The sequence below is a fragment of the Streptomyces sp. R33 genome (assembly GCF_041200175.1).
GTDB classification, from domain to species: domain Bacteria; phylum Actinomycetota; class Actinomycetes; order Streptomycetales; family Streptomycetaceae; genus Streptomyces; species Streptomyces katrae_B.
Genome location: NZ_CP165727.1, coordinates 1,370,850 through 1,392,797, shown reverse-complemented (window position 1 = coordinate 1,392,797; position 21,948 = coordinate 1,370,850). Strand labels below are relative to the sequence as shown.

The 21,948-nt window shown below is 73.3% G+C and carries 22 protein-coding genes; 16 read left to right on the top strand and 6 right to left on the bottom strand.

What is annotated here, in order from left to right:
* Positions 1–104 precede the first annotated feature (104 nt).
* Positions 105–1,061, top strand: coding sequence for a tellurite resistance/C4-dicarboxylate transporter family protein (locus AB5J51_RS06870; protein ID WP_053789823.1), 957 nt, complete (start codon positions 105–107; stop codon positions 1,059–1,061).
* Here the strand turns inward: AB5J51_RS06870 and AB5J51_RS06865 are convergent.
* Together AB5J51_RS06865 and AB5J51_RS06860 are read right to left on the bottom strand one after the other, a co-directional pair.
* Positions 1,058–1,777 (bottom strand): YoaK family protein, encoded by a 720-nt coding sequence (locus AB5J51_RS06865; protein ID WP_369777157.1) that lies wholly within the window; start codon positions 1,775–1,777, stop codon positions 1,058–1,060. The two genes, AB5J51_RS06870 and AB5J51_RS06865, sit on opposite strands and share 4 nt — an antisense overlap.
* Positions 1,774–2,463, bottom strand: coding sequence for a response regulator (locus AB5J51_RS06860; RefSeq protein WP_369777156.1), 690 nt, complete (start codon positions 2,461–2,463; stop codon positions 1,774–1,776). The genes AB5J51_RS06865 and AB5J51_RS06860 overlap by 4 nt, the downstream gene beginning before the upstream one ends.
* A gap of 135 nt (positions 2,464–2,598) precedes the next feature.
* Here AB5J51_RS06860 and AB5J51_RS06855 point away from each other — a divergent pair, with 135 nt between their 5' ends.
* From AB5J51_RS06855 to AB5J51_RS06835, 5 genes are all read left to right on the top strand, one after another.
* Positions 2,599–3,033: a VOC family protein gene (locus AB5J51_RS06855; protein ID WP_369777155.1), complete on the top strand. Its 435-nt coding sequence runs from the start codon at positions 2,599–2,601 to the stop codon at positions 3,031–3,033.
* A 19-nt stretch (positions 3,034–3,052) separates the two neighbouring features.
* Positions 3,053–3,739, top strand: coding sequence for an epimerase (locus tag AB5J51_RS06850; RefSeq protein ID WP_053789826.1), 687 nt, complete (start codon positions 3,053–3,055; stop codon positions 3,737–3,739).
* 61 nt (positions 3,740–3,800) lie between these two features.
* Positions 3,801–5,015: an RNA ligase gene (locus tag AB5J51_RS06845; RefSeq protein WP_136226114.1), complete on the top strand. Its 1,215-nt coding sequence runs from the start codon at positions 3,801–3,803 to the stop codon at positions 5,013–5,015.
* A 3-nt stretch (positions 5,016–5,018) separates the two neighbouring features.
* Entirely contained in the window at positions 5,019–5,951 is a 933-nt protein-coding gene (locus AB5J51_RS06840) for an AAA family ATPase (RefSeq protein WP_240805486.1), read from the top strand.
* A 56-nt stretch (positions 5,952–6,007) separates the two neighbouring features.
* On the top strand, positions 6,008–6,373 hold the full coding sequence (locus tag AB5J51_RS06835) for an NTP pyrophosphohydrolase (RefSeq protein ID WP_053789828.1): 366 nt from the start codon (positions 6,008–6,010) through the stop codon (positions 6,371–6,373).
* Positions 6,374–6,382: 9 nt separating this feature from the next.
* Here the strand turns inward: AB5J51_RS06835 and AB5J51_RS06830 are convergent, their stop codons facing one another.
* Positions 6,383–7,033: a hypothetical protein gene (locus AB5J51_RS06830; RefSeq protein WP_369777154.1), complete on the bottom strand. Its 651-nt coding sequence runs from the start codon at positions 7,031–7,033 to the stop codon at positions 6,383–6,385.
* A gap of 315 nt (positions 7,034–7,348) precedes the next feature.
* Between AB5J51_RS06830 and AB5J51_RS06825 the strand changes: the two genes are divergently transcribed.
* Both AB5J51_RS06825 and AB5J51_RS06820 read left to right on the top strand, forming a co-directional pair.
* The gene (locus AB5J51_RS06825) at positions 7,349–7,582 is read left to right on the top strand and encodes a DUF397 domain-containing protein (RefSeq protein WP_053789830.1); all 234 of its coding nucleotides are present in this window, start codon (positions 7,349–7,351) and stop codon (positions 7,580–7,582) included.
* Positions 7,583–7,668: 86 nt separating this feature from the next.
* Positions 7,669–8,607, top strand: a complete 939-nt coding sequence (locus AB5J51_RS06820) for a helix-turn-helix transcriptional regulator (protein ID WP_136226116.1) — start codon at positions 7,669–7,671, stop codon at positions 8,605–8,607.
* Positions 8,608–8,636: 29 nt separating this feature from the next.
* Here the strand turns inward: AB5J51_RS06820 and AB5J51_RS06815 are convergent, their stop codons facing one another.
* Positions 8,637–9,479, bottom strand: coding sequence for an SAM-dependent methyltransferase (locus tag AB5J51_RS06815; protein WP_369777153.1), 843 nt, complete (start codon positions 9,477–9,479; stop codon positions 8,637–8,639).
* Between the two features lie 258 nt (positions 9,480–9,737).
* On the opposite strand from AB5J51_RS06815, the gene AB5J51_RS06810 reads away from it, so the two are divergent.
* From AB5J51_RS06810 to AB5J51_RS06800, 3 genes are all read left to right on the top strand, one after another.
* Positions 9,738–11,015 (top strand): histidine kinase, encoded by a 1,278-nt coding sequence (locus tag AB5J51_RS06810; protein WP_369777152.1) that lies wholly within the window; start codon positions 9,738–9,740, stop codon positions 11,013–11,015.
* Positions 11,002–11,376, top strand: coding sequence for a YbjQ family protein (locus AB5J51_RS06805; protein WP_053789834.1), 375 nt, complete (start codon positions 11,002–11,004; stop codon positions 11,374–11,376). Before AB5J51_RS06810 ends, AB5J51_RS06805 begins: the two co-directional genes overlap by 14 nt.
* 152 nt (positions 11,377–11,528) lie before the next feature.
* On the top strand, positions 11,529–15,008 hold the full coding sequence (locus tag AB5J51_RS06800) for an endo-alpha-N-acetylgalactosaminidase family protein (protein WP_369777151.1): 3,480 nt from the start codon (positions 11,529–11,531) through the stop codon (positions 15,006–15,008).
* Positions 15,009–15,040: 32 nt separating this feature from the next.
* Here the strand turns inward: AB5J51_RS06800 and AB5J51_RS06795 are convergent, their stop codons facing one another.
* Complete coding sequence (locus tag AB5J51_RS06795) at positions 15,041–15,913, bottom strand: AraC family transcriptional regulator (protein WP_053789836.1); 873 nt, start codon at positions 15,911–15,913, stop codon at positions 15,041–15,043.
* Between the two features lie 32 nt (positions 15,914–15,945).
* Positions 15,946–16,893: a DMT family transporter gene (locus AB5J51_RS06790; protein WP_136226120.1), complete on the bottom strand. Its 948-nt coding sequence runs from the start codon at positions 16,891–16,893 to the stop codon at positions 15,946–15,948.
* Between the two features lie 29 nt (positions 16,894–16,922).
* Between AB5J51_RS06790 and AB5J51_RS06785 the strand changes: the two genes are divergently transcribed.
* The 5 genes from AB5J51_RS06785 to AB5J51_RS06765 all read left to right on the top strand — a co-directional run bounded on the left by AB5J51_RS06785 (position 16,923) and on the right by AB5J51_RS06765 (position 21,930).
* The gene (locus tag AB5J51_RS06785) at positions 16,923–18,479 is read left to right on the top strand and encodes a PLP-dependent aminotransferase family protein (RefSeq protein ID WP_369777150.1); all 1,557 of its coding nucleotides are present in this window, start codon (positions 16,923–16,925) and stop codon (positions 18,477–18,479) included.
* A 90-nt stretch (positions 18,480–18,569) separates the two neighbouring features.
* Positions 18,570–20,156 (top strand): glycosyltransferase family 2 protein, encoded by a 1,587-nt coding sequence (locus AB5J51_RS06780; protein WP_369777149.1) that lies wholly within the window; start codon positions 18,570–18,572, stop codon positions 20,154–20,156.
* Between the two features lie 125 nt (positions 20,157–20,281).
* Positions 20,282–20,713, top strand: coding sequence for an LAETG motif-containing sortase-dependent surface protein (locus AB5J51_RS06775; protein ID WP_053789839.1), 432 nt, complete (start codon positions 20,282–20,284; stop codon positions 20,711–20,713).
* Positions 20,714–20,728: 15 nt separating this feature from the next.
* Complete coding sequence (locus AB5J51_RS06770) at positions 20,729–21,412, top strand: RNA polymerase sigma factor (RefSeq protein WP_243878827.1); 684 nt, start codon at positions 20,729–20,731, stop codon at positions 21,410–21,412.
* On the top strand, positions 21,409–21,930 hold the full coding sequence (locus tag AB5J51_RS06765; RefSeq protein WP_369777148.1) for a hypothetical protein: 522 nt from the start codon (positions 21,409–21,411) through the stop codon (positions 21,928–21,930). The genes AB5J51_RS06770 and AB5J51_RS06765 overlap by 4 nt, the downstream gene beginning before the upstream one ends.
* Positions 21,931–21,948 lie beyond the last annotated feature (18 nt).

The window sequence follows — 21,948 nt, the reverse complement described above, 5'->3', positions numbered from 1 at the left end:
GCACGCCCCGCCCGCGGGCCGGATCGCGTCCGGCCCGCGCGGCCCTGTGGGCCCAATGGCCCACCGCGCTCGCGGGCCGCGGGCGGCCGGTGTCCGCTGGCAGGGTGAACCAGGTGTTCCCCCTGCCCGGCCGCCGATGCTGGACGGGACTGCCGCCGGCCGCGGGCGCCGCCGTCCTGGCCGCCGGCATCCTCTCCGTCGGCCTGCACCTGATCGGGGCCGAAGCGCTGTCCCTGGCCGCGCTGGTCCTCACCGCGGCGCTGTGGCTCGTACTCGCCGCCGGCTTCACCACCCGGCTCGTGGGCGATCGGGGCCGCTTCCGGGCCGAGGCGGACACCCCGGCCGCCCTGACGGCCGTGGCCGCAACGACCGTACTCGGCTGCCGTTTCTCCCTGCTGGGGTGGCAGGGCCTCGCCGCCGCCCTGCTGGTGCTCGCCACGGTGCTGTGGCCCTGGCTGCTGCTCGCCGTCGTACTGCACTGGAAACACCGGATGCCCGGGGCCGCGTTCCTCGTCTGCGTGGCCACCCAGGGGATCGCCGTCCTGTCGGCGATCCTCGCCGCCGCCGTCCACCGCGACTGGCTCGCCCGGGCGGCGCTGGCCGCCTTCTGCCTCGGCCTGCTGCTGTACGCGGTGGCCCTCTTCCACTTCGACTTCCGCGAGGTGGTGCGGGGCGCGGGCGACCACTGGGTGGCCGGCGGCGCACTGGCCATCTCGGCGCTGGCGGGATCGAAGCTCACGGCCTCACCCGTGTGGACCGGTTCGGCCCACGCGGCGCTGCGTACGGCCACGCTGGTGACGCTCGCCCTGTCCCTCTGCTGGTACGTGCTCCTGCTGGCCGCCGAACTGCGCCGGTGGCGGCCGCATTACGACATCCGGCGCTGGGCGACCGTCTTCCCCCTCGGAATGACGGCCACCGCCTGCCTCTCGGCGGCCGGCCCCACCGGGGTGGGACGGCTGCAGCCGCTGGGCGAGGTCCTGCTCTGGATCGCCGTGGGCGCATGGCTGCTGACCTGCGCCGCCCTGGTGTTCACCCACTCCGGCACCCGGCGGGAGCGCTAACGGCCCTCGGGGCCCGCCCGCTCGGCGGCCGTCACCGCGCCCGCCGCCGCGATCGAGAGGAGCAGCGCCACCGCCAGCGCCAGGGCCCAGTGGGATCCGTGGTGGAGCGTCAGCAGCCCGCCCGCCAGGGCCCCGCAGAACAGCACCGCCACCGACACGAGCCGTCGTACGGCGCTCCGGTCCCATGGCTCGGCGGCCAGGCCCGTCAGCGTCCGGGTGACGACGGTGGTTGTCAGGTCGGGCACGGCCAGCCTCAGCACGACGGCGTTCTGCAGGCCCATGCCGAGCGCGAGCAGCCCCACGACCGGCAGCGGCCCGGACCCGCCCGCCGTCAGCGCGAGCGCCGCGGCCATCAGTACGGCCTGCACCGCCACCAGTGGCGCGAACATCCGCACCGGCTCCCGGCCGCGGCGCAGCCGCCCGGCGGCCGTCGCACCGGCCAGGAAGGCGGCGAGGGCCAGCAGGGAGGCGGTGGCCGACAGCTCGCGGTCCCCGGCGAGCGCGAACCCGAGGAAGGCCACGTTGCCGGTCATGTTGGCGACGAAGACGTGGTCGAGCCCGAGGAAGGTCACCGCGTCGACCACCCCGCTCACGAAGGTCAGCCCGACCAGGAGCGTCGGCAGCACCCCGTGCGGCCCGCTCCCGCCCTCCGGCCCCGGCGGGAAGAGCAGCGCGGCCAGCGGCCGCAGGAACCCGCGCCGGGCGGCGGCCCTCACTGCGGCGCACCCTCCGCCTCCGGACCGGCGGCGGTATGCGCCAGGAGCGCGAGCTGCAGCCGGTTCGCGGCGTCCAGCTCGGCCAGCATCAGGCCGATCCGGTCCTTCACCTCCTCCTGCGCCAGCTGCAGCCGCTCGCCGATCTCGCGGTTCGTCAACCCCTCGGCGACCAGGCCCAGCACTTCGGCCTCCCGCGCCGACAGGACGTCCAGCCGCTCCCGCGCCTGCCGGCGCTGCGCCGCGGCGGGGGTGCCCAGGGCGTCCAGAACGTGCCGCAGCACCTGCGGGGACAGCGCGGCATCGCCCTCCTGCACCGCGCGCAGGGCGGCGAGCACTTCCTCCCGCGGGGCGCCCTTGGGGAGGAAGGCGTCCGCGCCGAGCGCCAGGGCCTGCTCCACGTCCGCGTCCAGCCCGACGCCCGTCGTGACGACGATGTGCACGACGGCACCCGAATCGGGTGAGCGCAGCGCCGCCGTCGCCTCCGGCCCGCTCATCCGCGGCATGTGGATGTCCAGCAGCAGGATGTCCGGCAGATGGGTCCGTACGGCCTCGACGGCCTCGTGCCCGTCGGCGGCCTCGGCCACCACATGGAATTCACCGGTCGATTCCACGGACGTCCGCAGCCCCCTGCGGACCACGGGCTCGTCGTCGGCGACGACCACCCGCCCCACGTGGCCGAATTCCATGCGCGAACCCCGTTCGGAAAGGGACTTCCGGCAGAAACCGTACCCGCCGCAGGAGCGGCATCGACCGAACGACCCGGGTCGACGACACTCCCTTGCCGCGTGGCGACTGTCAGTGGCCGTCAGTAGGGTCGCCCCATGGCATACACGTTCCAGGTGACCATCGATTCCGCCGACCCGCATGCGCTCGCCGACTGGTGGGCCGACGCCCTCGGCTGGGAAGTGGAGCCGATCGACGAAGAGTTCATCCGCAAGATGGTCGCCGAAGGCCAGGCCACCGAGGACGACACCACCACCCACCGCGGAGCCCTCGTCTGGAAGGCCGGCGCCGGCATCCGCCACCCCGACGGGATCGAGCGCGCACCCCGCGTCCTCTTCCAGCTCGTCCCCGAGCCGAAGAAGGTCAAGAACCGCGTCCACCTGGACGTCCGCACCGGCTCCGACAACCCGCAGGAGGTCGTGCAGCGCCTGATCGCCAAGGGCGCCCGGCACCTGCACGACGGTCGTCAGGGCCCCTACACCTGGACCACGATCGCCGATCCGGAAGGCAATGAGCTCTGCGTCTCGCACTAGAGAGCCCTAGGCTGCGCACGTGAACGTCATCCTCTTCGGCGGAACCGGAATGCTGGGCCGGGGTGTTCTGCGTGAGTGCCTGCGCGACGACACCGTCACGGCCGTCCTGTCCGTCGGCCGCACCCCGCTCGGTGTCTCCCACCCCAAACTGCGCGAGCGCATCCAGGACGACCCGTCCGACCTCTCGGCGCCGGACCTGGACCTGGCCTCCTACGACGCCTGCTTCTTCTGTCTCGGCGTCTCCGCCGTCGGCATGAAGGAGCAGGAGTACCGCCGCATCACCCACGACCTCACCCTCGCCGCGGCCCGCCCGCTCGCCGCCGCCAACCCCCGGCTGACCTTCGCCTACGTCTCCGGGGAGGGCACGGACAGCACCGAGCAGAGCCGCTCCATGTGGGCCCGCGTCAAGGGGGAGACGGAGAACGACCTGCTCCAGCTGCCGTTCCAGGCCTACATGTTCCGCCCCGGTCTCGTGCAGCCCGTCCGCGGCATGCCCTCCAAGACCCTCCTCTACCGCGCCGCCTACCTGGTCACCGCGCCGCTCTTCCCGCTGCTCCGCCGCTTCGCGCCGAACCTCGTCACCACCACCGAGGCGCTGGGCCGCGCGATGATCAACGTGGCGAGGCCCGGAGCCGACGTCCGTACCCGCATCCTGCGGCCCCAGGACATCAACCGCCTGGCCCTGAGCCCTCCGGACCAGCGATAATTCGGTACCGGGCACATCCTCCCGCACGTGAGAATGAACCATCTCGAACCGGGAGGAACCCATGGGCCACAACCAGGCCTACCCGACGCTGCACGACCTGCTGCCGCAGCAGGAGCTGGCGGCAGCCATCGACGCCGGGCACGTCACCCGCAAGCCGCACCCCGAACTGCCGCTGTCCATCTACACGTACACGCGGACGGCACAGTACGGGCGCGTCTGGAACCAGGTGACCACGCGCTGCCGGGGGCTCGTCGCCGACGACGTCACCGGCGCGATCGTCGCGCTGCCGCTGCCGAAGTTCTTCAACGTCGGGGAGCACGAGGCCGGCCAGCCGTACGCACCGGCCCTGCCCGACGAGCCGTTCGAGGTGTACGACAAGGTCGACGGCAGCCTCGCCGTGGTCTTCCACTACGCGGGCAGCTGGCGCGTCGCGTCCAAGGGATCCTTCATCAGCACCCAGGCCACCTGGGGCCAGCGCCACCTCGACGGCCGCGACACCTCGGCCCTCGTCCCCGGCGTGACCTACCTCGCGGAGATCCTGTACCCGCAGAACCGTATCGTCGTCGACTACGGCGACCGGCGGGACCTGGTGCTCCTCGCCGCGTTCGCCCTGGACGGCACCGAGGTCCCGCTCGCCGAGGCCGCGGTCCACTGGCAGGGGATCGGATCCGTCGTCACGGTCTGGCCCGCCATGCCGCTCGCCGAGCTGCTGGCGCTGGCCGAGTCGAACACGCTGCCCGGCGGTGAGAACGCCGCCGGCACCGACGCCGAGGGCTTCGTGCTGCGGTTCGCCTCCGGCGTGCGCGCCAAGGCCAAGCTGTCCGAGTACGTACGCCTCCACAAGCTGGTCACCGGCGTCACCGAGCGGGACATCTGGCGCAGCCACGGCATCGAGCGGTTCGCGGACCTGCCCGTCAAGGAGCTGGCGCAGGGCCTGCACTGCACCGTCGCCGACATCGAGGCGTCGGGCGGCAAGCCGCTCGAGGCGCTGCTGGAGCAGGTGCCGGACGAGTTCGACAGCTGGGTGCGCGAGGTGGTCGCCCGCCTCGAGGACGCGGCGGCGCAGCGCGAGCGCGCCATCGACGAGGCGTTCGCAGGGCTCGCCCCGCTGGCCGGCGACCGGGGCGCGTTCGCGCGCGCCGTGCGGGCCCTGCCCGACCGCCGGATCCGTCCCGCGATGTTCCTGCGCCTGGACGGCCGGTCCACCGAGCTCGTCGTATGGCGGGACGTGCGGCCGGAGGCGTCCGACCCCTTCACCACCGATGAGGAGAACTGACCAGTGTCCGAAGACCCCGCCCGCCCCGTCGTCCACGTCATGACGGGGCTGCCGGCCTCGGGGAAGACGACGGCCGCGCGCGCCCTGCAGGCCGAGGCCTCGGGCCGGATGCGCCGCGTCAACCTGGACGACCTGCGGGCCATGCTCGACCTGCCCGACCCGGAGCGCAGCCGCTCGTACCGGCACGAGCAGACCGTCCTGGCCGTCCAGGACGCGGCGGTGCGCGCGGCCGTCGACGACGGCTTCGACGTGGTCGTCGACAACACGCACCTGACCTCGCACATCCCCAAGCGGCTCAAGGCGGCGGTGGCCGGACGGGCCACCTTCGTCGTGCACGACTTCACCGACGTGCCGGTGGAGGAGTGCCTGCGCCGGGACGCCGCGCGGGAGCGGCCGGTCGGCGAGGAGATCATCCGGATACTCAACGACAAGCACATGAGCGCGAAGAGGGGCGGCTGGCGGCTCACCGAGGAGTGGCTCAACGACCAGCCCACGGTCGAGCCGTACGTGGCCGACCCGGCGCTGCCCCCGGCGGTGATGTGCGACATCGACGGCACGCTCGCGCTGACCGGCGACCGCAGCCCGTACGACTTCTCGCGCTGCGAGATCGACGCGCTCAACGAGCCGGTGCGCTACGCGCTGGACGCCTTCCGGCGCGCCGACGGCGACACCATCGTGCTGCTGTCCGGGCGCGGTGAGGAGCACCGGCCGCAGACGGAGGCCTGGCTGCAGCGGCACCAGGTGCCGTACGACGAGCTGTGGATGCGCCCGCTCGGCGACACGCGCCGCGACGACGTGGTGAAGGCGGAGCTGTTCGACGCGCACGTGCGCCACCGGTACGCGGTACGGGTGTCGCTGGACGACCGGGACCGCGTGGTCGCGGTCTGGCGCCGGATGGGCCTGCCCACCTGGCAGGTCAACTACGGCGACTTCTAGGCGCCGCCGCGGGCGCGAGAGCGCAGGCGGTCGCCGGTCCCGCCCATACTGGGGCCATGAGCGTGTTGATCGTGGACGCCGCGAACGTCGTCGGTTCCGTACCGGACGGCTGGTGGCGGGACCGGCGGGGCGCCGCCGAGCGGCTGCGCGACCGCCTCGCGGAGCGGGCCCCGATCGAGGGGATCGGGGCAGTCGAGGAGATCGTCCTCGTCGTCGAGGGCGCCGCCCGGGGCGTCGAGTCCGTGCCCGGAGTACGGGTGGACCCGGCGCCGGGGAGCGGTGACGACCGGATCGTGGAACTGGCCGCCTCCTTCGCGGAACGCGGCTGTGTCGTGGTCACGGCGGACCGGGAACTGCGCGAGCGGGTCCGGGCGTACGGGGCGCAGTGCCTGGGGCCGCGTACCGTACGCCCGGCGGACTGACCGGGAGGGTCAGTCACACCACTTCACGTGGTCCAGGTTCTTGACGTAACGGGCGGTGATCCAGGCCTTCTTGTGTTCCTTGCCGTCCTTGTGGTCCTTGCCGGCCTGCCTGCTGCGCCGGTCGTCCCCGCCCTGCCCGTCCTGCCGTCCGTCGTGCTCACCGCGCCCGCTGTCTTCATCGCGGCCGCTGTCTTCATCGCGCCCGCTGTCTTCGTCGCGGCCGCTGTCTTCATCGCGCCCGCTGTCTTCGTCGCGGCCGCTGTCTTCATCGCGCCCGCTGTCTTCGTCGCGGCCGTCCTGCGAGTCGTGGTCGTCCTTGATGTGAAGGAGGTACCAGATGTTGTTGCCGTCGATCGACTCGCCGTACGTCTTGCACACGATGGCGACCTTGTGGCCCGGCTTGGCGTGGCCCACGACGTCGGCACGGGTGTTCGGCTTGCTGCGGATCTTCAGCGTGCCCTGCGAGATGACCTTGCCGACGGTGTACCTCTTGTCGTTGTAGGTGCCGGACTGGTCGCTCATCGGCTCGAGAAGGACGGCATGGTGTGACGGCGTGCGGGCCATCGGGCCCCCGTCCGCGGCGGCGGTGCCCGCGCCGACCAAGCCGAGCACCAGGCTTCCGGCGGCGAGAGCGAGGACGGTCCTGGTGGGCTTCTGCATGTGCAGGCTCCTCTACGAAGACATCCGCCCGGCCGCGGTCTGCCGCGGTCCGGGGCGGCAACCAGTCGGTCGCCACGGTCGACTATGGCGAGGGAGGGTCGTGCCGACCCGGTGACGCACCGTCGTTTAGCCCGAAATGGCCAATAAGTTCCCCTCGGGGCCCGCAGTCGGAGTACCGGGACGCCGCTCGGCCGAGGCACCCGTTCGAGGGACTCCGGTGTCCCCTACATCTGGCTAGCATTTCTGTCAGTGCTCGTCGTGCGGTACCACACGGGTTCGCACGGTCGTGCGCGTCCGACGAGGAGGGGTCCGATCATGCAGGTGAAAAACGGCGTGGTGGCGAGCGAGATTCCCGGCGCGGTATGGGTGAAGAGCAGTGCCAGCGTGGGCAACGGCAACTGCGTGGAGGTCGCTGCCCTGGCGGGTGGCGCCGTGGCGATGCGGAATTCGCGCTTCCCCGACGGTCCGGCCCTGGTGTTCACGACTGCCGAGATCGAGGCGTTCATCGACGGCGCCAAACATGCGGAATTCGACCATCTGACCGGATGACGCCTCAAGCCGAGGCCACGACTTGAGGGGCGGAGGGGGGCGGCCCATGCTGTGACGGACCATTGCCCCAGTCATAGGGAGTCCTGATGCCCGCCCTCCCTGAGCCGCTGCCCGAGCCGGTCGCTCCCGTCCTGCCGATGGGAAACGATCCGGCCCGGGCGGCGGCCGACCGCTTGCTGGGGCGGGAACTGCGCAGATGCCGCGAGGCCCGCGGCCTGACCCTGCGCCAGGTCGCACCCGTCATCCGCGGATCGGTGTCGAAGATCAGCCGGCTGGAGCGCGGCGAGAGCTCGCCGAAGCCGCGCGACGTACGGGATCTCGCCCGGTACTACGGCGTCGACGCCGAAGAGATGCGGGCGATCGAACGGCTCCTGGAACACGCACAGGACGCGGAGTGGTACGAGCAGTTCAGCGACGTCACCCCCGACTTCCTCAAACGCCTGATCCAGCTGGAGGGCGACGCCGAGGAAATCTGCGTCTACGAGAACCTCGTCGTCCCCGGCATCCTCCAGACCCGCGACTACGCCCGGTACATGGTCCGGGCGGTCATGCCCAGCGCCGACCCCGAGGAGGTCGAACGGGTGGTCGAGCTGCGCGCCGAACGGCAGCTGCGGCTGATGGACGGCCCGCTGCCCCGGGTGACCGCCCTGCTCGAGGAGGGCGTACTGCACCGCCGCTGCGGGAACGCGGCCGTGATGCACGAGCAGCTGGACCACCTGCTGCGCGCCGCAGACACCGACAAGGTGAGCATCCGCATCCTCCGGATGACCCGTGAGTACGGGGCCACACCGCCCTACCCGATCACGCACCTGAAGTTCCGCGACGGGGAGCACGCCGAGCTGGCGTACGTGGAGCACATCAACGGCGCGAACTACGTGACGAGGCCGCGGGCTCTCGACGACTACCGCAACGCCCTCAGCAACCTGCGGAACGTGGCCGCCTCCAAGGACGAGAGCGTCGGCCTGATCCTCGAGGCGAAGCGTCAGTTCGGCGACGGCGACGGCGGCGACAGCAGCGCGGGCTAGGAGGCCGGCACGGGAGCCGCCGGGCGGGCTCAGAGGCGGCCGACCCCGCCCCACTCCACCCAGTCCCGCGGCCGGTTCCCCGGGGGTGGCGGCGGGGTGTCCGGCCGCCAGTCGACCACGTCGACGAGCCCCGGCCCGAGGATCTCCAGGCCGTCGAAGTACCGGCGCACCTCGTGGCTCTCCCGAACCCGCCCCCAGGTGCCGTGCGTGGTCACGTCCATGAGCCGCGTCACGTCGCGCCGGACGACCGGATCGTCGCTCACGAGCTGGCAGATCACCATGAAGCTGCCCGGCGGCAGCTGCGCGGCGGTGTTCCGTACGACCGCCGCGGGATCGTTCTCGTCGTCCGTGTCCCGCAGGCAGTGCAGCACGGAGACGAACAGCGCCGCGATGGGACGGTCCCAGTCCAGGAAGAGGTCCGTGTCCTGGCGGATCTGCCGGGTCAGGCGCAGGTCCTTGGACAGCACGAGCGTGCGGCCGTCCTCGTGCAGGGTCGTCTGGGCGTGCGCCAGGACCATGGGGTCGTTGTCGATGTACGCGACCTTGCAGCCGGGATCGGCCCGCTGCGCCACCTCGTGCACGTTGTCCTGCGTGGGCAGCCCGGAGCCGTGGTCGAGGAACTGCCGGATCCCGTACTCCTCGACCAGGATGCGCACGACGCGCCGCAGGAACGCCCGGTTGTTGCGGGCCAGGAGCTGGGTGCTGGGGGCGATCTCCAGCAGCCGCGCGCAGGCCTCGCGGTCGCTCGCGTAGTTCTCCACCCCGCCCAGCAGCCAGTCGTACATCCGGGCGACGCTCGGGGTGTGCATGTCGATGAGGGGGGTCTGCGGGTGTGCGGGCGGGTGTCCCGACGGGTTCTGCGGCGACTCCACGGGCGCTCTCCCTCCGGCTGAGGTGACCGCCCATGGTAGGCAGTCGGCCGCGCGCAGGCCACCACCCGTAGAGGGCACGCGGCCGTGCCCGCCCCCGAACGGGCACGGCCGCGCGGCGGGGCCCCGGGGGGCGGGGCCGGTGCCGGCTTGGTCCGGCTCAGGGAAATCTACGCGCGGGGTCCGCCGGGCTCGCCCCTCCACAGGGTGAAATCCGCCTACCCCGTTGGGGGGTCACCCTGTACAACCAGGGGTGTACTCATGGGGGGTGACGTGCAGTTGTCCGCACATCCGGCGGTGGCCCGGCTCCGCGCCGCGCTGCCGGCCGTCGGCGAGATCGTGTACGCCATCGGCTCGCTCTGGATCTCGACCACCATGCTCCGCAACTGGCCCGACCCCGACGGCTACTGGCGGGACACCGACGCCCGGGCCTACGGCCTGCTCGCCGCGATCTACCTGCCGCTCGTGCTCCGCCGCCGCTTCCCGGTCGCCGTCCTGATCAGCACCGCGCTCTGCACCGGCTGCTACTTCACCCTCGGCTACTACCACGCCGTCGCCGTGTGCGGCCTCGCGCTCGCGCTGTACACCGTCGCCTCGCTCCGTGAGCGCCGAGTTTCGGCCAGATGTGCGGTCGGTGCACTGCTCGTCCTGCTCTGGGGGACCCGGCTCGCCGAGCCCGGCATCGGCCCGCTCAGCGTCGGCTTCGTGACCGTCACCACCATCGTCTGCTGGGTGACCGGCGACGGCGCCCGGCGGCTGCGCGAGCTCACCCGGCAACTGCGCCGGGAACAGGAGGAGAAGGCCCGGCGGGCCGTCATGGAGGAGCGCATCCAGATCGCCCGCGAGCTGCACGACGTCATCGCCCACCACGTCTCGGTGATCTCCGTCCAGACCGGCCTCGCCGGGTACGTGTTCGCCTCCGACCCGCCGACCGCCCGCCGGGCGCTGGACACCATCGGGGACAGCGCCCACGAGGCCCTGGCGGAGATGCGCCGGATGCTCCTCGTACTCCGTGAGGACGGCCGCGCGCCCGCCGAGGAGGAGCCGCCCCGGGTGTCCGGGCTCGGGCGCCTCGACGAACTGGTCAAGCGGGTCGCCGGGGCCGGCGTGCCCGTCGACGTACGGATCACGGGGACGGCGTACGCGCTGGCGCCCGGGATCGACCTGTGCGCGTACCGCGTCGCCCCAGCAGGGGATCATCGCCGCGTACGCCGCCCCGGTCGCCCGGGACCCGCACCCCGGGCTGGACGCCCTCACCCCGCGCGAGCGCGAGGTGCTCGGCATGGTCGGAGCGGGCCTGTCCAACACCGACACGCCGAGCGGCTCGTCCTCAGCGCCGCCACCGTCAAGACGCACGTGCACCGCTGCCTGAGCAAGCTCGGCGTGTCCAGCCGCGCCAGGCCGTGGTCCTGGCCCACGAGTCCGGCCTCGTCGCCCGGCTGCCCTGACCCCGGTCGCCGGCGGGTCGGCCGGATCGGACCCCCTCCGGATGCGGGGGCCCGGGCCCGCCGCCAGAGTGGGTCCCATGGGTATCGATGACTACAGCGGCGGCCCGGCGGCCCAGCAGACCGGCGTCCTCGTCGTGACGACGAACGACGTCCCCGGCTACCGGGTCGAGCAGGTCATCGGTGAGGTCTTCGGCCTCACCGTCCGCTCCCGCCACCTCGGCAGCCAGATCGGCGCAGGCCTGAAGTCGATGATCGGCGGCGAACTCAAGGGCCTGACCAAGACCCTGGTGGAGACCCGCAACCAGGCCATGGAGCGGCTCATCGAGGCAGCGAAGGCCCGCGGCGGGAACGCGGTCCTGGCGATGCGCTTCGACGTGACCGAAGCCGCCGACGTCGGGACCGAGGTGTGTGCGTACGGGACGGCCGTCGTGATCACGCCCGCCTCCACCTGACGTCTCATCCGCCACGTAAGTCCAGGACGGGGCTCTGCTTTGTCCATGGGCCTGCGGTGGTGCGGTCCGCAAGCTGACAGGTCAGTGAGCGGACCGCGGGCCTCCGTGCCGTGCGGTCTTCCGCCAAGGAAGCGCCGACTCCCGGAGGCCCGATGCGTACCCCCCTCTGGCCGACCGCAGCAGCCGCGGTCGCCGGTCTCCTCGCCACCCTGGTCGTCTCCGTGCCCGCGCCCGACGCCGCGGCGGCGGACAGCGCACCCGTGACGATCGGCTCGAGCGAGCTGTCCGTCACCGTGGACAGCGCCTTCCCCCGGGTCGTCAGCTACACCCGGCGGGCCACCGGGGACGTGCTGAACGGCAACGAGGACGCCCTCTCCGCGATCGTCGTCAACGGCACCGCGTACACCCCGGCCGTGACCGCCACCCCGTCCGCCTCCGCGGTGGACTACGCGCTGTCGTTCTCCGGGGTGACCGTCAGGTCCCGCCTCTCGGTGACCGGTTCCGTCGTCGAGTTCAAGGTCACGGCGATCGAGGACACCCCCGCCCTGCGCGTCCGCACGCTCGCCATCCCCGACCACACCCTCGTCAGCGTCCGCAGCGACCAGCCCGGCGCCGCTCTGGCCACGGCGAACATGCACACCGCCACCACCGGCACCGGGGACACCTTCACCCCCGTCACCGCGAGCACCCCCGTGGACCCCGCCGCGACGACCGTGATGTACGGGCTCGCCAGCACCGCCAGGCTCGCCGCGGCCATCGACTCCAACTCCCTCTACGACACCCCCTCCGGCGGCACTGCCCGGGAGAACGGCCGGATCAGCAAGCGGATCACCGACAAGGGGGGCTACCGCCGCGCCGGACTGTGGAGCGGAGCCTGGCTCTACCGGGCCGCAGGCGCCGCCGACACCGAAACCGAGCCGCTCCCGTACGCGCGGATCGCGATCACCGGGGACCGCAACGGCGACGCGACCGTCGACTGGCAGGACGCCGCCGTCGCCTACCGCGACATCTGGACCCCGCCCACCGGATGGCAGCGGACCGCCGACCGGGTCGTACAGCGCATCCCCTTCAACTTCGCCTCCCAGGCCACGCACCCCTTCGCCGAGACCCTCGACGAGACCAAGCGGGTCAGCCTCGCCACCGACGGCCTCGGCCAGTTCGTCCTCCTCAAGGGGTACGCCTCGGAGGGCCACGACTCCGCGCACATGGACTACAAGAACATCGGCTCCAGGCTCGGCGGCGCCACCGGCCTGAACGCCCTCACCACCGCCGGCCACGCCTACAACGCCGACTTCGGCGTCCACATCAACGCCACCGAGGAGTACCCGGTCTCCGCGACCTTCGACCCGGCCCACCAGAGCGGCGGACTCGGCTGGGACTGGCTCGACCAGTCGTACTACGTGGACACGCGGAAGGACGGCCAGTCCGGCGAGCGGCTGAAGCGGCTCCAGGACCTCAAGACGGCCGCGCCGGGGCTCGACTTCCTGTACGTGGACGTCTGGTACGGGGACGGGTACGTGTCGCGCAAACTCCAGCGGGAGATCGGCGGGCTCGGCCTCCAGCTCGCCACCGAGTTCCCCAACACCCTGACCGAGCAGTCCCTCTGGCACCACTGGGCGGCCGACGTCGGCTACGGCGGCAGCGACCTCAAGGGCATCAACTCCACCATCGCCCGGTTCATCGCCAACCACGCCAAGGACGACTGGATCGCCGGGAACCCGCTCCTCGGCGGCGCCGAACTCACCGCGTACGAGGGCTGGCAGGGCAAGAAGGACTACACCGCCTTCCTGAACACCACCTTCGCCGTCAACCTGCCGACCAAGTACCTCCAGGAATCCCCGATCGTGAAGTGGACCGCGAACTCGGTCACCCTCGCGAACGGCACCACCGCCACCACCGCCGGCAACACCCGGAAGATCACCACCGGCGGGCGCACCGTGCTCAGCGGCGGCAGCTACCTGCTCCCGCGCGACGGCAAGCTGTACCACTGGAACGACAAGGGCGGCTCCACGACCTGGACCCTGCCCGCAGGCTGGTCCGCGCCCAAGCTCTACCAGCTGACCGACACCGGTCGCCGGCTCGTCGGCGACCTCGCCGTCACCGGCGGCCAGATCACCGTCAACGCCGCCGCGAAGACCGCCTACGTGATCACCGACGGCGACGCGCCCGCCCAGGCCGACCCGAAGTGGGGCGAGGGCACCCCGGTCAAGGACCCCTCCTTCTACGCGGGCAACCTGAACGCCTGGACGGTCGCCGGGACCGGGGCCGCGGTCGCCCGCAACGCCCAGGGCCAGAACGAGCTCACCTTCGCCGCCGGGACCGCACCCGCCGTCTCCCAGCAGCTCACCGGTCTGACGCCCGGCACCTACGCCGCCTCCGTCTGGGTATCCACCCCGGCCGGCCGGGCCGCCACCCTCACCGTCACCCCCTCAGGGGGCGGCGCGGCCTCCGTGTACGCCGACTCCTCGCCCCTGGCGAACAACCTGGGCGGCAGCGAGAAGAACGGCACCAGGATGCAGCGCATGGAGGTGCTCTTCGACGTCCCGGCCGGCCAGTCCACCGCCACCCTGAAGCTCTCCGCCGCGGCCGGGTCCGGCACCGTCCAACTGGACGACGTACGCGTGGTCCGCTCCGCCCGCACCCCGCTCGGCGGCCACACCTTCGCCGAGGACTTCGAGAACGCCGACGCCGGCTGGGGCCCCTTCGTCTTCGGCGGCGCGGGCGGCTCCGCCACCGACCCGCGCACCCACCTGGCCCAGCGCAACGCCCCGTACACGCAGGCCGGCTGGAACGGGAAGCTCGTCGACGACGTGATCGGCGGGCAGAACTCCCTCAAATCGCACGAGGAGCGCACCGGACTGGTCTACCGCACCCTGCCCCAGACACTGCGGCTGACCCCGGGGCACGCATACAAGGTCGCCTTCCGCTACGAGAGCGGCTTCGACGGGGACTACCGGTTCGTCACCGGCTCGGGCAGCACCGAGACTGTTACCGCGCTGAACCAGGCCCGTACGCCCACCGACTTCAGCACCACGTTCACCGCCGGAGCCGACGCCTGGATCGGCGTACGGAAGGTGACTGCGGAGGACTCGCACAACGAGGCCGACCTGATCCTCGACGACCTGACGGTGGACGACCTCGGACCGGCAGGCGGAGGTGAACTCCTCGTACCCCAGTCGCAGATGAGCGTGAAGGCCGTCGACAGCCAGGAGACCGCCGGCGAGAACGGCGCCGCCGCCAACGTCCTTGACGGCGACGCCTCCACCATCTGGCACACCCAGTGGTACGCGGCCACCGCGCCGATGCCGCACGAGATCACCCTCGACCTGGGCGCCTCGTACGACGTCTCGGCGCTGCACTGCCTGCCCCGGCAGACGCAGAGCAACGGCCGCATCGCCGGCTACCAGGTGTTCACCTCCACGGACGGGGTGAACTGGGGGACGGCGGCCGCCGCCGGGACCTTCCCGAACACGACGGCCCAGCAGGACGTCACGTTCACGCCCCGCACCGCGCGCTACGTGAGGCTCAAGGCCACGAGCGAGGTGGCCGGCAACCCGTGGACGTCGGTCGCGGAGCTCAACGTGGGGTACCGGCCCCAGTCGTTCACCGCTTCCACGGCGTCACTCCGGTGAGGCACGCCGGGGCCTTGTACCTGCACGCGGCGTCAGCGGACCGGGCCCCGCACGGACTGCTGGGCGCGGAAGCGGACCGGAGCCATGCCCACCCGGCGGCTGAACAGCCTGCTGAAGTACGCGGGATCCTCGTAACCGACCCGCCGCGCGACCCCGGCGACCGGCAGGTCGGTCCGGGCCAGCAGCTCCTTCGCCCGGCTCAGCCTGATCCCGAGGAGGTACTCCTTGACCCCCTCCCCGGTGCTGCGCCGTACGGCCCCGCGAAGTTCGGGCAGCGGGATCCCGAGTCGGGCCGCGTGCTCGGCCACCGAGATGGGCAGCAGTGCGTCCCGGGCCAGGGCGTCCATCACCGCGTCCCCGTGCCGGGACACCTCGGCGCGGGCGTAGCGCAGCGCCACGAGCAGTCCGTGCACGGCCGCGGCGGCCTCCACCTCCAGCAGCGGGCCGCCGCGCCGGGCCGCCCGGACGATCCCGTCGACCACGTGCCGTACCCCCTCCGTCCCGCTCAGCGGTACCAGCGGGCGGTCGGGGGTGATGTAGCCGAGGTCGGTGTACGCCTCCACGCTGCGGCCCGCGAAGTCCACGAAGCACTCGTCCCAGCCGGTCTCCGGATCGGGCCCGTAGTGGTGTTCCACCCCCGGCACCAGCCACAGCAGTGCGGGCGCGCACACCGGCTGCGGCGGGCGCCCGCCGTGGCTGAACCAGCCCCGCCCCCGCGTGACGACCACGGCGACGTGGTGGTCCAGGGCGCGCGGTCCGACCACCGGAAGCAGGCCCTGCTGGATCCCGACGCCGAGACAGACCAGGCCGAGCCGCCGGTGGTTGGCGGTGGGGGAGAAGTACCGCATCCAACTGCTGTACGGGGGGCTGCTGGAGGGGACACTGGGGTGCGGGGGCGTCGGCATCTGCGGATTGTGATCCACCGGGCCGGGAGCCCTCAAGGGGACGCGGGCGCCCCAGTAGGCCGGTGCGTGTCCTTCCGGGGCCGTGGCTCCTTGCGTACGGGCGGCCCCGGCTGCGGGCTGCGCAGCCCGCCCGCCAGTCCGGCGACCACCACGAGCAGGCCGGTCCACACCGGCAGGCCCGGCATCCCGCCGCCCGAGAGCGCGCCGATGGCGGCCGCGGCGAGGGGCGCGACCCCGGTCAGCAGCCCGGCCCGGCCCGCGCCGACGGCGGCCACCGTGCGGTACCAGAGGAGGAACGCCACCGCGGTCACCATGACGGCGAGGTACCCGACCGCCGCCCACTGGGCCGGACCGACGGCCGCCGGAGAGGCCGGACGCCCGGTGAGCAGTGTCAGCACCCCCAGCATCACGGCCCCCAGCCACACCGCGTGCACGGAGACCCCCCACGGTCCGTGCCGCCGCAGCACGGGAACGGCGAGCAGGGTGAACGCGGCCTCGCAGGCGAGCGCGAGCGCGGCCCAGGCCACCCCGGCGGCGTCGGTCCGGCCGGTCCCCTCCACGAGGACGGCCCCGGCAACGACCACCACGGCCGCCACCAGGATCCTTCGGCTGGGTCGACGGCCCTCCAGCAGCGGGCCGAGCAGCCCGAGGAGGACCGGTACGGAGGCCACCGCGACGGCGATCACGGCCGGTTCGGCATGCGCGACGCCGCGTACGACGGCCACGTTGAACAGCACGAGCCCGGTGGCCGCGATCCCGGCCAGCCACAGCCATTCGCGGCCGCGAGGCCGCAGGACCGGCACCCGGGCGACCCGGGCGAACGCGAGGAGGAGCAGGGTGGCGGCCGCGTAGCGGACGGCCTGCGTGGCGAACAGCGGGGCGTGGACCAGGGAACGCGAGACGGTGACGCTGCTGCCGACCAGCACCATGCCGATGGTGCCGGGGGCGAGGTCGCGCAGCGCGCCGGGGGAGGTGTTCATACGGCACAGGCTCTGCCAGCATTGGACCCATGGACAGTGCCGAAGTGCATCGATCCAAGGGGTCCAAAAGGGCGATGTCCGTCGGCGGCTCGGACTTCCTGCAGCTGGACGTCGGCCAGGCGCCGCCGGGCGGCCGTACGGAGTGGCTGACGGCCCGCATCCGCGCCGCCATCGCCGACGGCACGCTGCCGGTGGGCAGCAGGCTCCCGGCGGGCCGCGTGCTCGCGGCGGAACTCGGTGTCTCCCGCGGCCTGGTCACCGAGGCCTACCAGCGACTGGCCGACGCGGGCCAGGTGCTCGGCCGCGGCCGGGCCGGCACGACCGTGGTCGCCGCCCCGCCGGCCACGACGGCCCGGCGTGCCCCGGAGCCGTCCGCCCCGGCCGGTGCGTTCGGGCCCGCCGGCCTGCTCGGGTCAGCCGGCCCCCTCGGCTCCGGCGGGCCGCCCGGACCGTTCGGGCCGCAGGCCGACGGGCCGCTCGTCGATGCGCTGCGGGGTGTGCCCTGCCGGATCGACCTCTCGCCCGGGGTGCCCGACCTCACCGCCTTTCCGCGTACGGCCTGGCTGCAGGCGGAGCGTCGCGTGCTGGCCGGCCTGACCTCCGCCGACTTCGGCTACGGCAACCCCCAGGGCACGCCCGCCCTCCGGGCGGCGGTCGCCGGCTGGCTGGCCCGCAACCGCGGGATTCGCGCCGACCCCGACGAGGTAGTCGTCGTCGCGGGAGTCGCCCAGGCGCTGGGCCTGCTGGCCCACGTGCTGCGCGAGGACGGCGTACGGCGCGTCGCGGTGGAGGACCCCGGCTCGCTCGGCGCACGGCAGCAGCTGGAGTACGGGCGGCTGGAGACGGTGCCCGTACCGGTGGACGGGAGCGGGCTCGACACCGCCGCGCTCCGGGCGAGCGGAGCCGGGGCGGTGCTGCTGACCCCGGCGCACCAGTTCCCGACCGGGGTCGTGCTCGACGGGGAGCGCCGCCGGGAACTGCTCGGCTGGGCGGCGGCCGGGGGACTGGTCATCGAGGACGACTACGACGCCGAGCACCGCTACGACCGCGCACCGGTCCCCGCACTGCGCGCCCTGCTCCCCGAAGGCGTCTGCTACGCCGGGAGCGTGTCCAAACTGCTCGCCCCCGCGCTGCGCCTGGGCTGGCTGCTGGTCCCGCCGCGCCTGCGCGACGCCGTGGTCGCCGCGAAACGCTACGCCGACCTCGGCAATCCGGTCCTCGCCCAGCTGGTGCTGGCCCGGCTGATGGAATCGGGCGAACTGGAGCGCCACCTGCGCTTCGTCCGGCGCCGCCACCGCCGCCGACGCGACGCCATGCTCCGGGCGGTCGACGCGCACCTGCCGGGCGCCCGGGTCCACGGCGCGGCGGCGGGCCTGCACCTGATGGTCACCTTCGACGGCGCGGCCTTCGAGGACACCGCCCTCGCGGCGGCGGCCCTGGCCCTCGGGGTCAAGGCCCACCCGCTGTTCTGGCACCGCATCCGGCCGGGCTCCCCGGGGCTGGTCCTCGGCTATGCGGCGGGCCCGCCGGGCGAGCTGGAGGAGGGCGTCGCCCTCCTCGGCCGGGCCCTCGACCGGCTCCGCTGAGCACCCCCTGCTGCGGGGCGGCGCCTCCCGCCCGGCCTGCCGCGGACACCGCCTCCGAAGGTGCCGGGGGCGAACTTTATGCTCGGGTGCATGCACCACGCGTCCGTCCCCGACATATCCGTGATCATCGCCGTCTACAACGCGATGCCTTACCTGAACGAGTGCCTCGACTCGGTGCTCGGACAGACCCTGGGGGCCGACCGCCTGGAGGTCGTCGCGGTCGACGACGGTTCCACCGACGGCAGCGGCGCCGAACTGGACCGCTACGCCGCCCGGTACCCGCAGCTGCGCGTCCTGCACCAGCCGAACTCCGGCGGCCCCGGCGGGCCCCGCAACCGGGCCCTGGACCTGGCCCGCGGCCGGTACGTCTTCGTCCTCGACGCCGACGACTACCTGGGCCCCGAGGCACTCGAGCGGCTGCTGGACATGGCCGAGTCCCAGGGCAGCGACGTCGTGCTCGCCAAGCAGGTCGGACTCGGCCGGACGGTGTCGGACAAGGCCCACCGGCACGCCGAGGAGGCCGACCTCTACACCTCGGAGGTCTACCGTTCGCTCCACTCGGCCAAGCTGATACGCCGCCAGGTCATCGAGGACGCGCAGCTGCGCTACCCGGACGACCTCTGGTACGGCGAGGACCAGGTCTTCGTGACCGGGGTGTTCCTGGCCGCCGGGAAGATCTCGGTCGTCGGCGACTACGACTGCTACTTCCTGCGCCTGCGCGACGACGGGCAGAACATCACCGCCCGCGCCCGCACCGCGGGCGAGACGGTGGCGCACATCGAGCGCGTCATGGCCCTGGTGGCCGAGCGGGTGCAGGACCCGGTGGGACGGCGCCGCATGCTCGGCCGGCATTTCCGCAGCCTGCTGCGCACGGCGCTGCGGCCGGCCGTCGAGGCCCGCCACGAGAACCCCGGCTTCACGGCCGAGGTGTACGACCGGGCGCGGACGCTGGTGCAGACGTACTGGAAGCCGGACATGGGCGGCGAACTGCCGCGGATCGACTGGATCCGGCTCTACGCGTTCGCCTGCGGCCCGCTGGCCGCCTTCGAGCAGCTGATGGAGTACGACCCGGCGAAGGAACCGGCGCCGCACGAGATCGTCGAGGACGGCCGCGTCTACCGCTGCTACCCGCTGTTCCGCGATCCGGCGGCGGGCCTGCCGGACGTGCTCTTCGACGTGACCGAGAAGCTCAGGACACAGCACCGGCTGGACACGCTGACCTGGCAGGGCGGCCGCGTACGGCTGACCGGCCACGCGTACATCCAGACGCTCGGGACCGGCCGGATGGAGAGCGAACTCGTACTGCGGGCGCGGGAGACGGGCAGCGAGCACCTCGTCCCGGTCCAGGCCCGCCCCGCGCCGGAGCTCACGGAGCTGGATCCGGAGCTGGCGATGGCCGGCTTCCTGGCGGAGCTCGACCTGACCACGGTGGCCGGGGGCGGGCCGATCCCGCCGGGCACCTGGGACTGTTTCCTGAACGTGCGGGCCGACGGGGTCACGCGCACCGTCCGGCTGGGCCGCCGGCACGCGCCGGAGCTGGACCGGACGGCCCGCCGGGCCAAGGTCCTCGCCCGCGACCCGGGCGGTGCCACCGAACTCGCGGCCGCCGCCTTCTTCACCGCGTACGGGAACCTCAGCTTCGAGGTGGTCCGCAGGATCCCGCTGCCCGCGGCCTGACAGTCCGCACGAAAGTTTTTCTCAATCGGCGGCAACCTCCCCGGGGGTCGCGCGTCGTGCGGGGGTGAAGGGCGGCATTCCGCGTCCTCGCACCGACCGTGACCCGACCGTGGAGAACCACTGTGATGAACCTGAAGCGCGTCCCCCTGACCGTCCGCCGGGCGGCCGTCACCGCTGCCGCCGCCGGGGCGGTCGTCGCGCTCGCCGGGCCCGCCCTCGCCGCACAGGGGGCCTCGGCCACCCCGTCGCCCGCCCCCAGCGCGCCGTCGAGCGCGATGCCGAGCGCCGCGCCCACCCCTTCGCGCAGCGTCCCGCCGACGGTGGCGCCGAGCGCCCAGCCGACGCCGTCGCGCAGCCTGCCGCCGACGTCCGCACCGAGCGTCCAGCCCACGGCCCGGCCCAGCGCGGTGCCCACGGCGGCTCCCTCGCCGGCCGGGGACGAGCTCGCGCAGACCGGCTCCTCCGCCACCACCGCCGCCATCGGCGCCGGTGCCGCCACGCTCATCGCCGCCGGCGCCGGCACCCTCTACGCCGTCCGCCGCCGCGCCAACGGCTAGGAATCCGGGAACACCGTGCTCCACCTCGCTCCACCCGTACCGTCCGCACGCCCCCTCACGCCCGGCCTCGGCCGGGCGTGGCGGGGCTTGTGGTCGTTGCTGCTGCGCCGCGAGCGCGCCACCCCGCCGTCGTCGGCGCATCCGTACGTTCCCGGGTACCACGGGACCGGGTCCGGGCCGGCGTACGAAGCCGCCCTGCGCGGGGACGCGCCGCAGCCCACCGTCACCGAGCTCTACCACGCGCACCGGCTGCGCATGGTCCGGCTGGCCGTGCTGCTCGTCGACGACCTGGCCACGGCCGAGGACGTGGTCCAGGACGCCTTCACGGCCCTGTACCGGCGCCACGGGGAGCAGATCAGCGAGGTCGACAACGCGCTCGGCTATCTGCGCACGGCCGTCGTCAACACCTCCCGGTCGGTCCTGCGCCGCCGCCGCACGGCCCGCGCATGGACCCCGCCCGCGGCGGCCGACATCCCGTCGGCGGAGGACCACGTCGTCCTCGACGAGGCACACCGCGAGGTGCTCGCCGCACTCGGCCGGCTGACCCCGCGCCGCCGGCAGGTCCTCGTACTGCGCTACTGGGCCGAGCTCAGCGAGGCCGAGATAGCGACCACCCTCGGGATCAGCCGGGGCGCGGTGAAGTCGAACGCGAGCCGCGCCCTGGACGCGCTGGAGCGGATTCTGGAGGGACGGATATGACGCACGGCGAACGCCCCGTCGAACGCAGGCTGCGCCAGGCCCTCGACGCCCGCGCGGGCGGGATCACCGTCCGCGAGCTGCGCCCCGCGGATCCGCCGGGTCCGCACCTGCGGCGGCTGCCGGCCGCGCGGCTGCGGCTGAACCTGCGCCGGTTCGCGCTGCCGCTGGCGGGACTGGCCGCGGCTGCCGCCGCCGTGGCCGGGTACCTCGTACTGGCCCCGGACCCCGTCCCGCCCCGCCCGGTGCCGCCGGCCTCGCCGCCCGAGATCACCGGACCCGGGCCGACACCGGACTCCCGTACGGGAACCGGCAGTCCGCATCCGTCGGTGGCGCCGTCCCCCCGGCCGTCCACCGCCCCCGGGACCCGCTCGGCGCAGCCGCCCGGGCCGACTCCGACCCCGTCGGGCGCGCGTTCAGCGGCCTCGCCGTCGAGGTCCGTGCCCCCGCCCGCCGTGCCGTCGTCCACGCCCGTGTCGTCCTCACCGCCCCCGAGCGCGGGACCCTCTAACAACCCCTAACGAAATGATCTTCGGGCT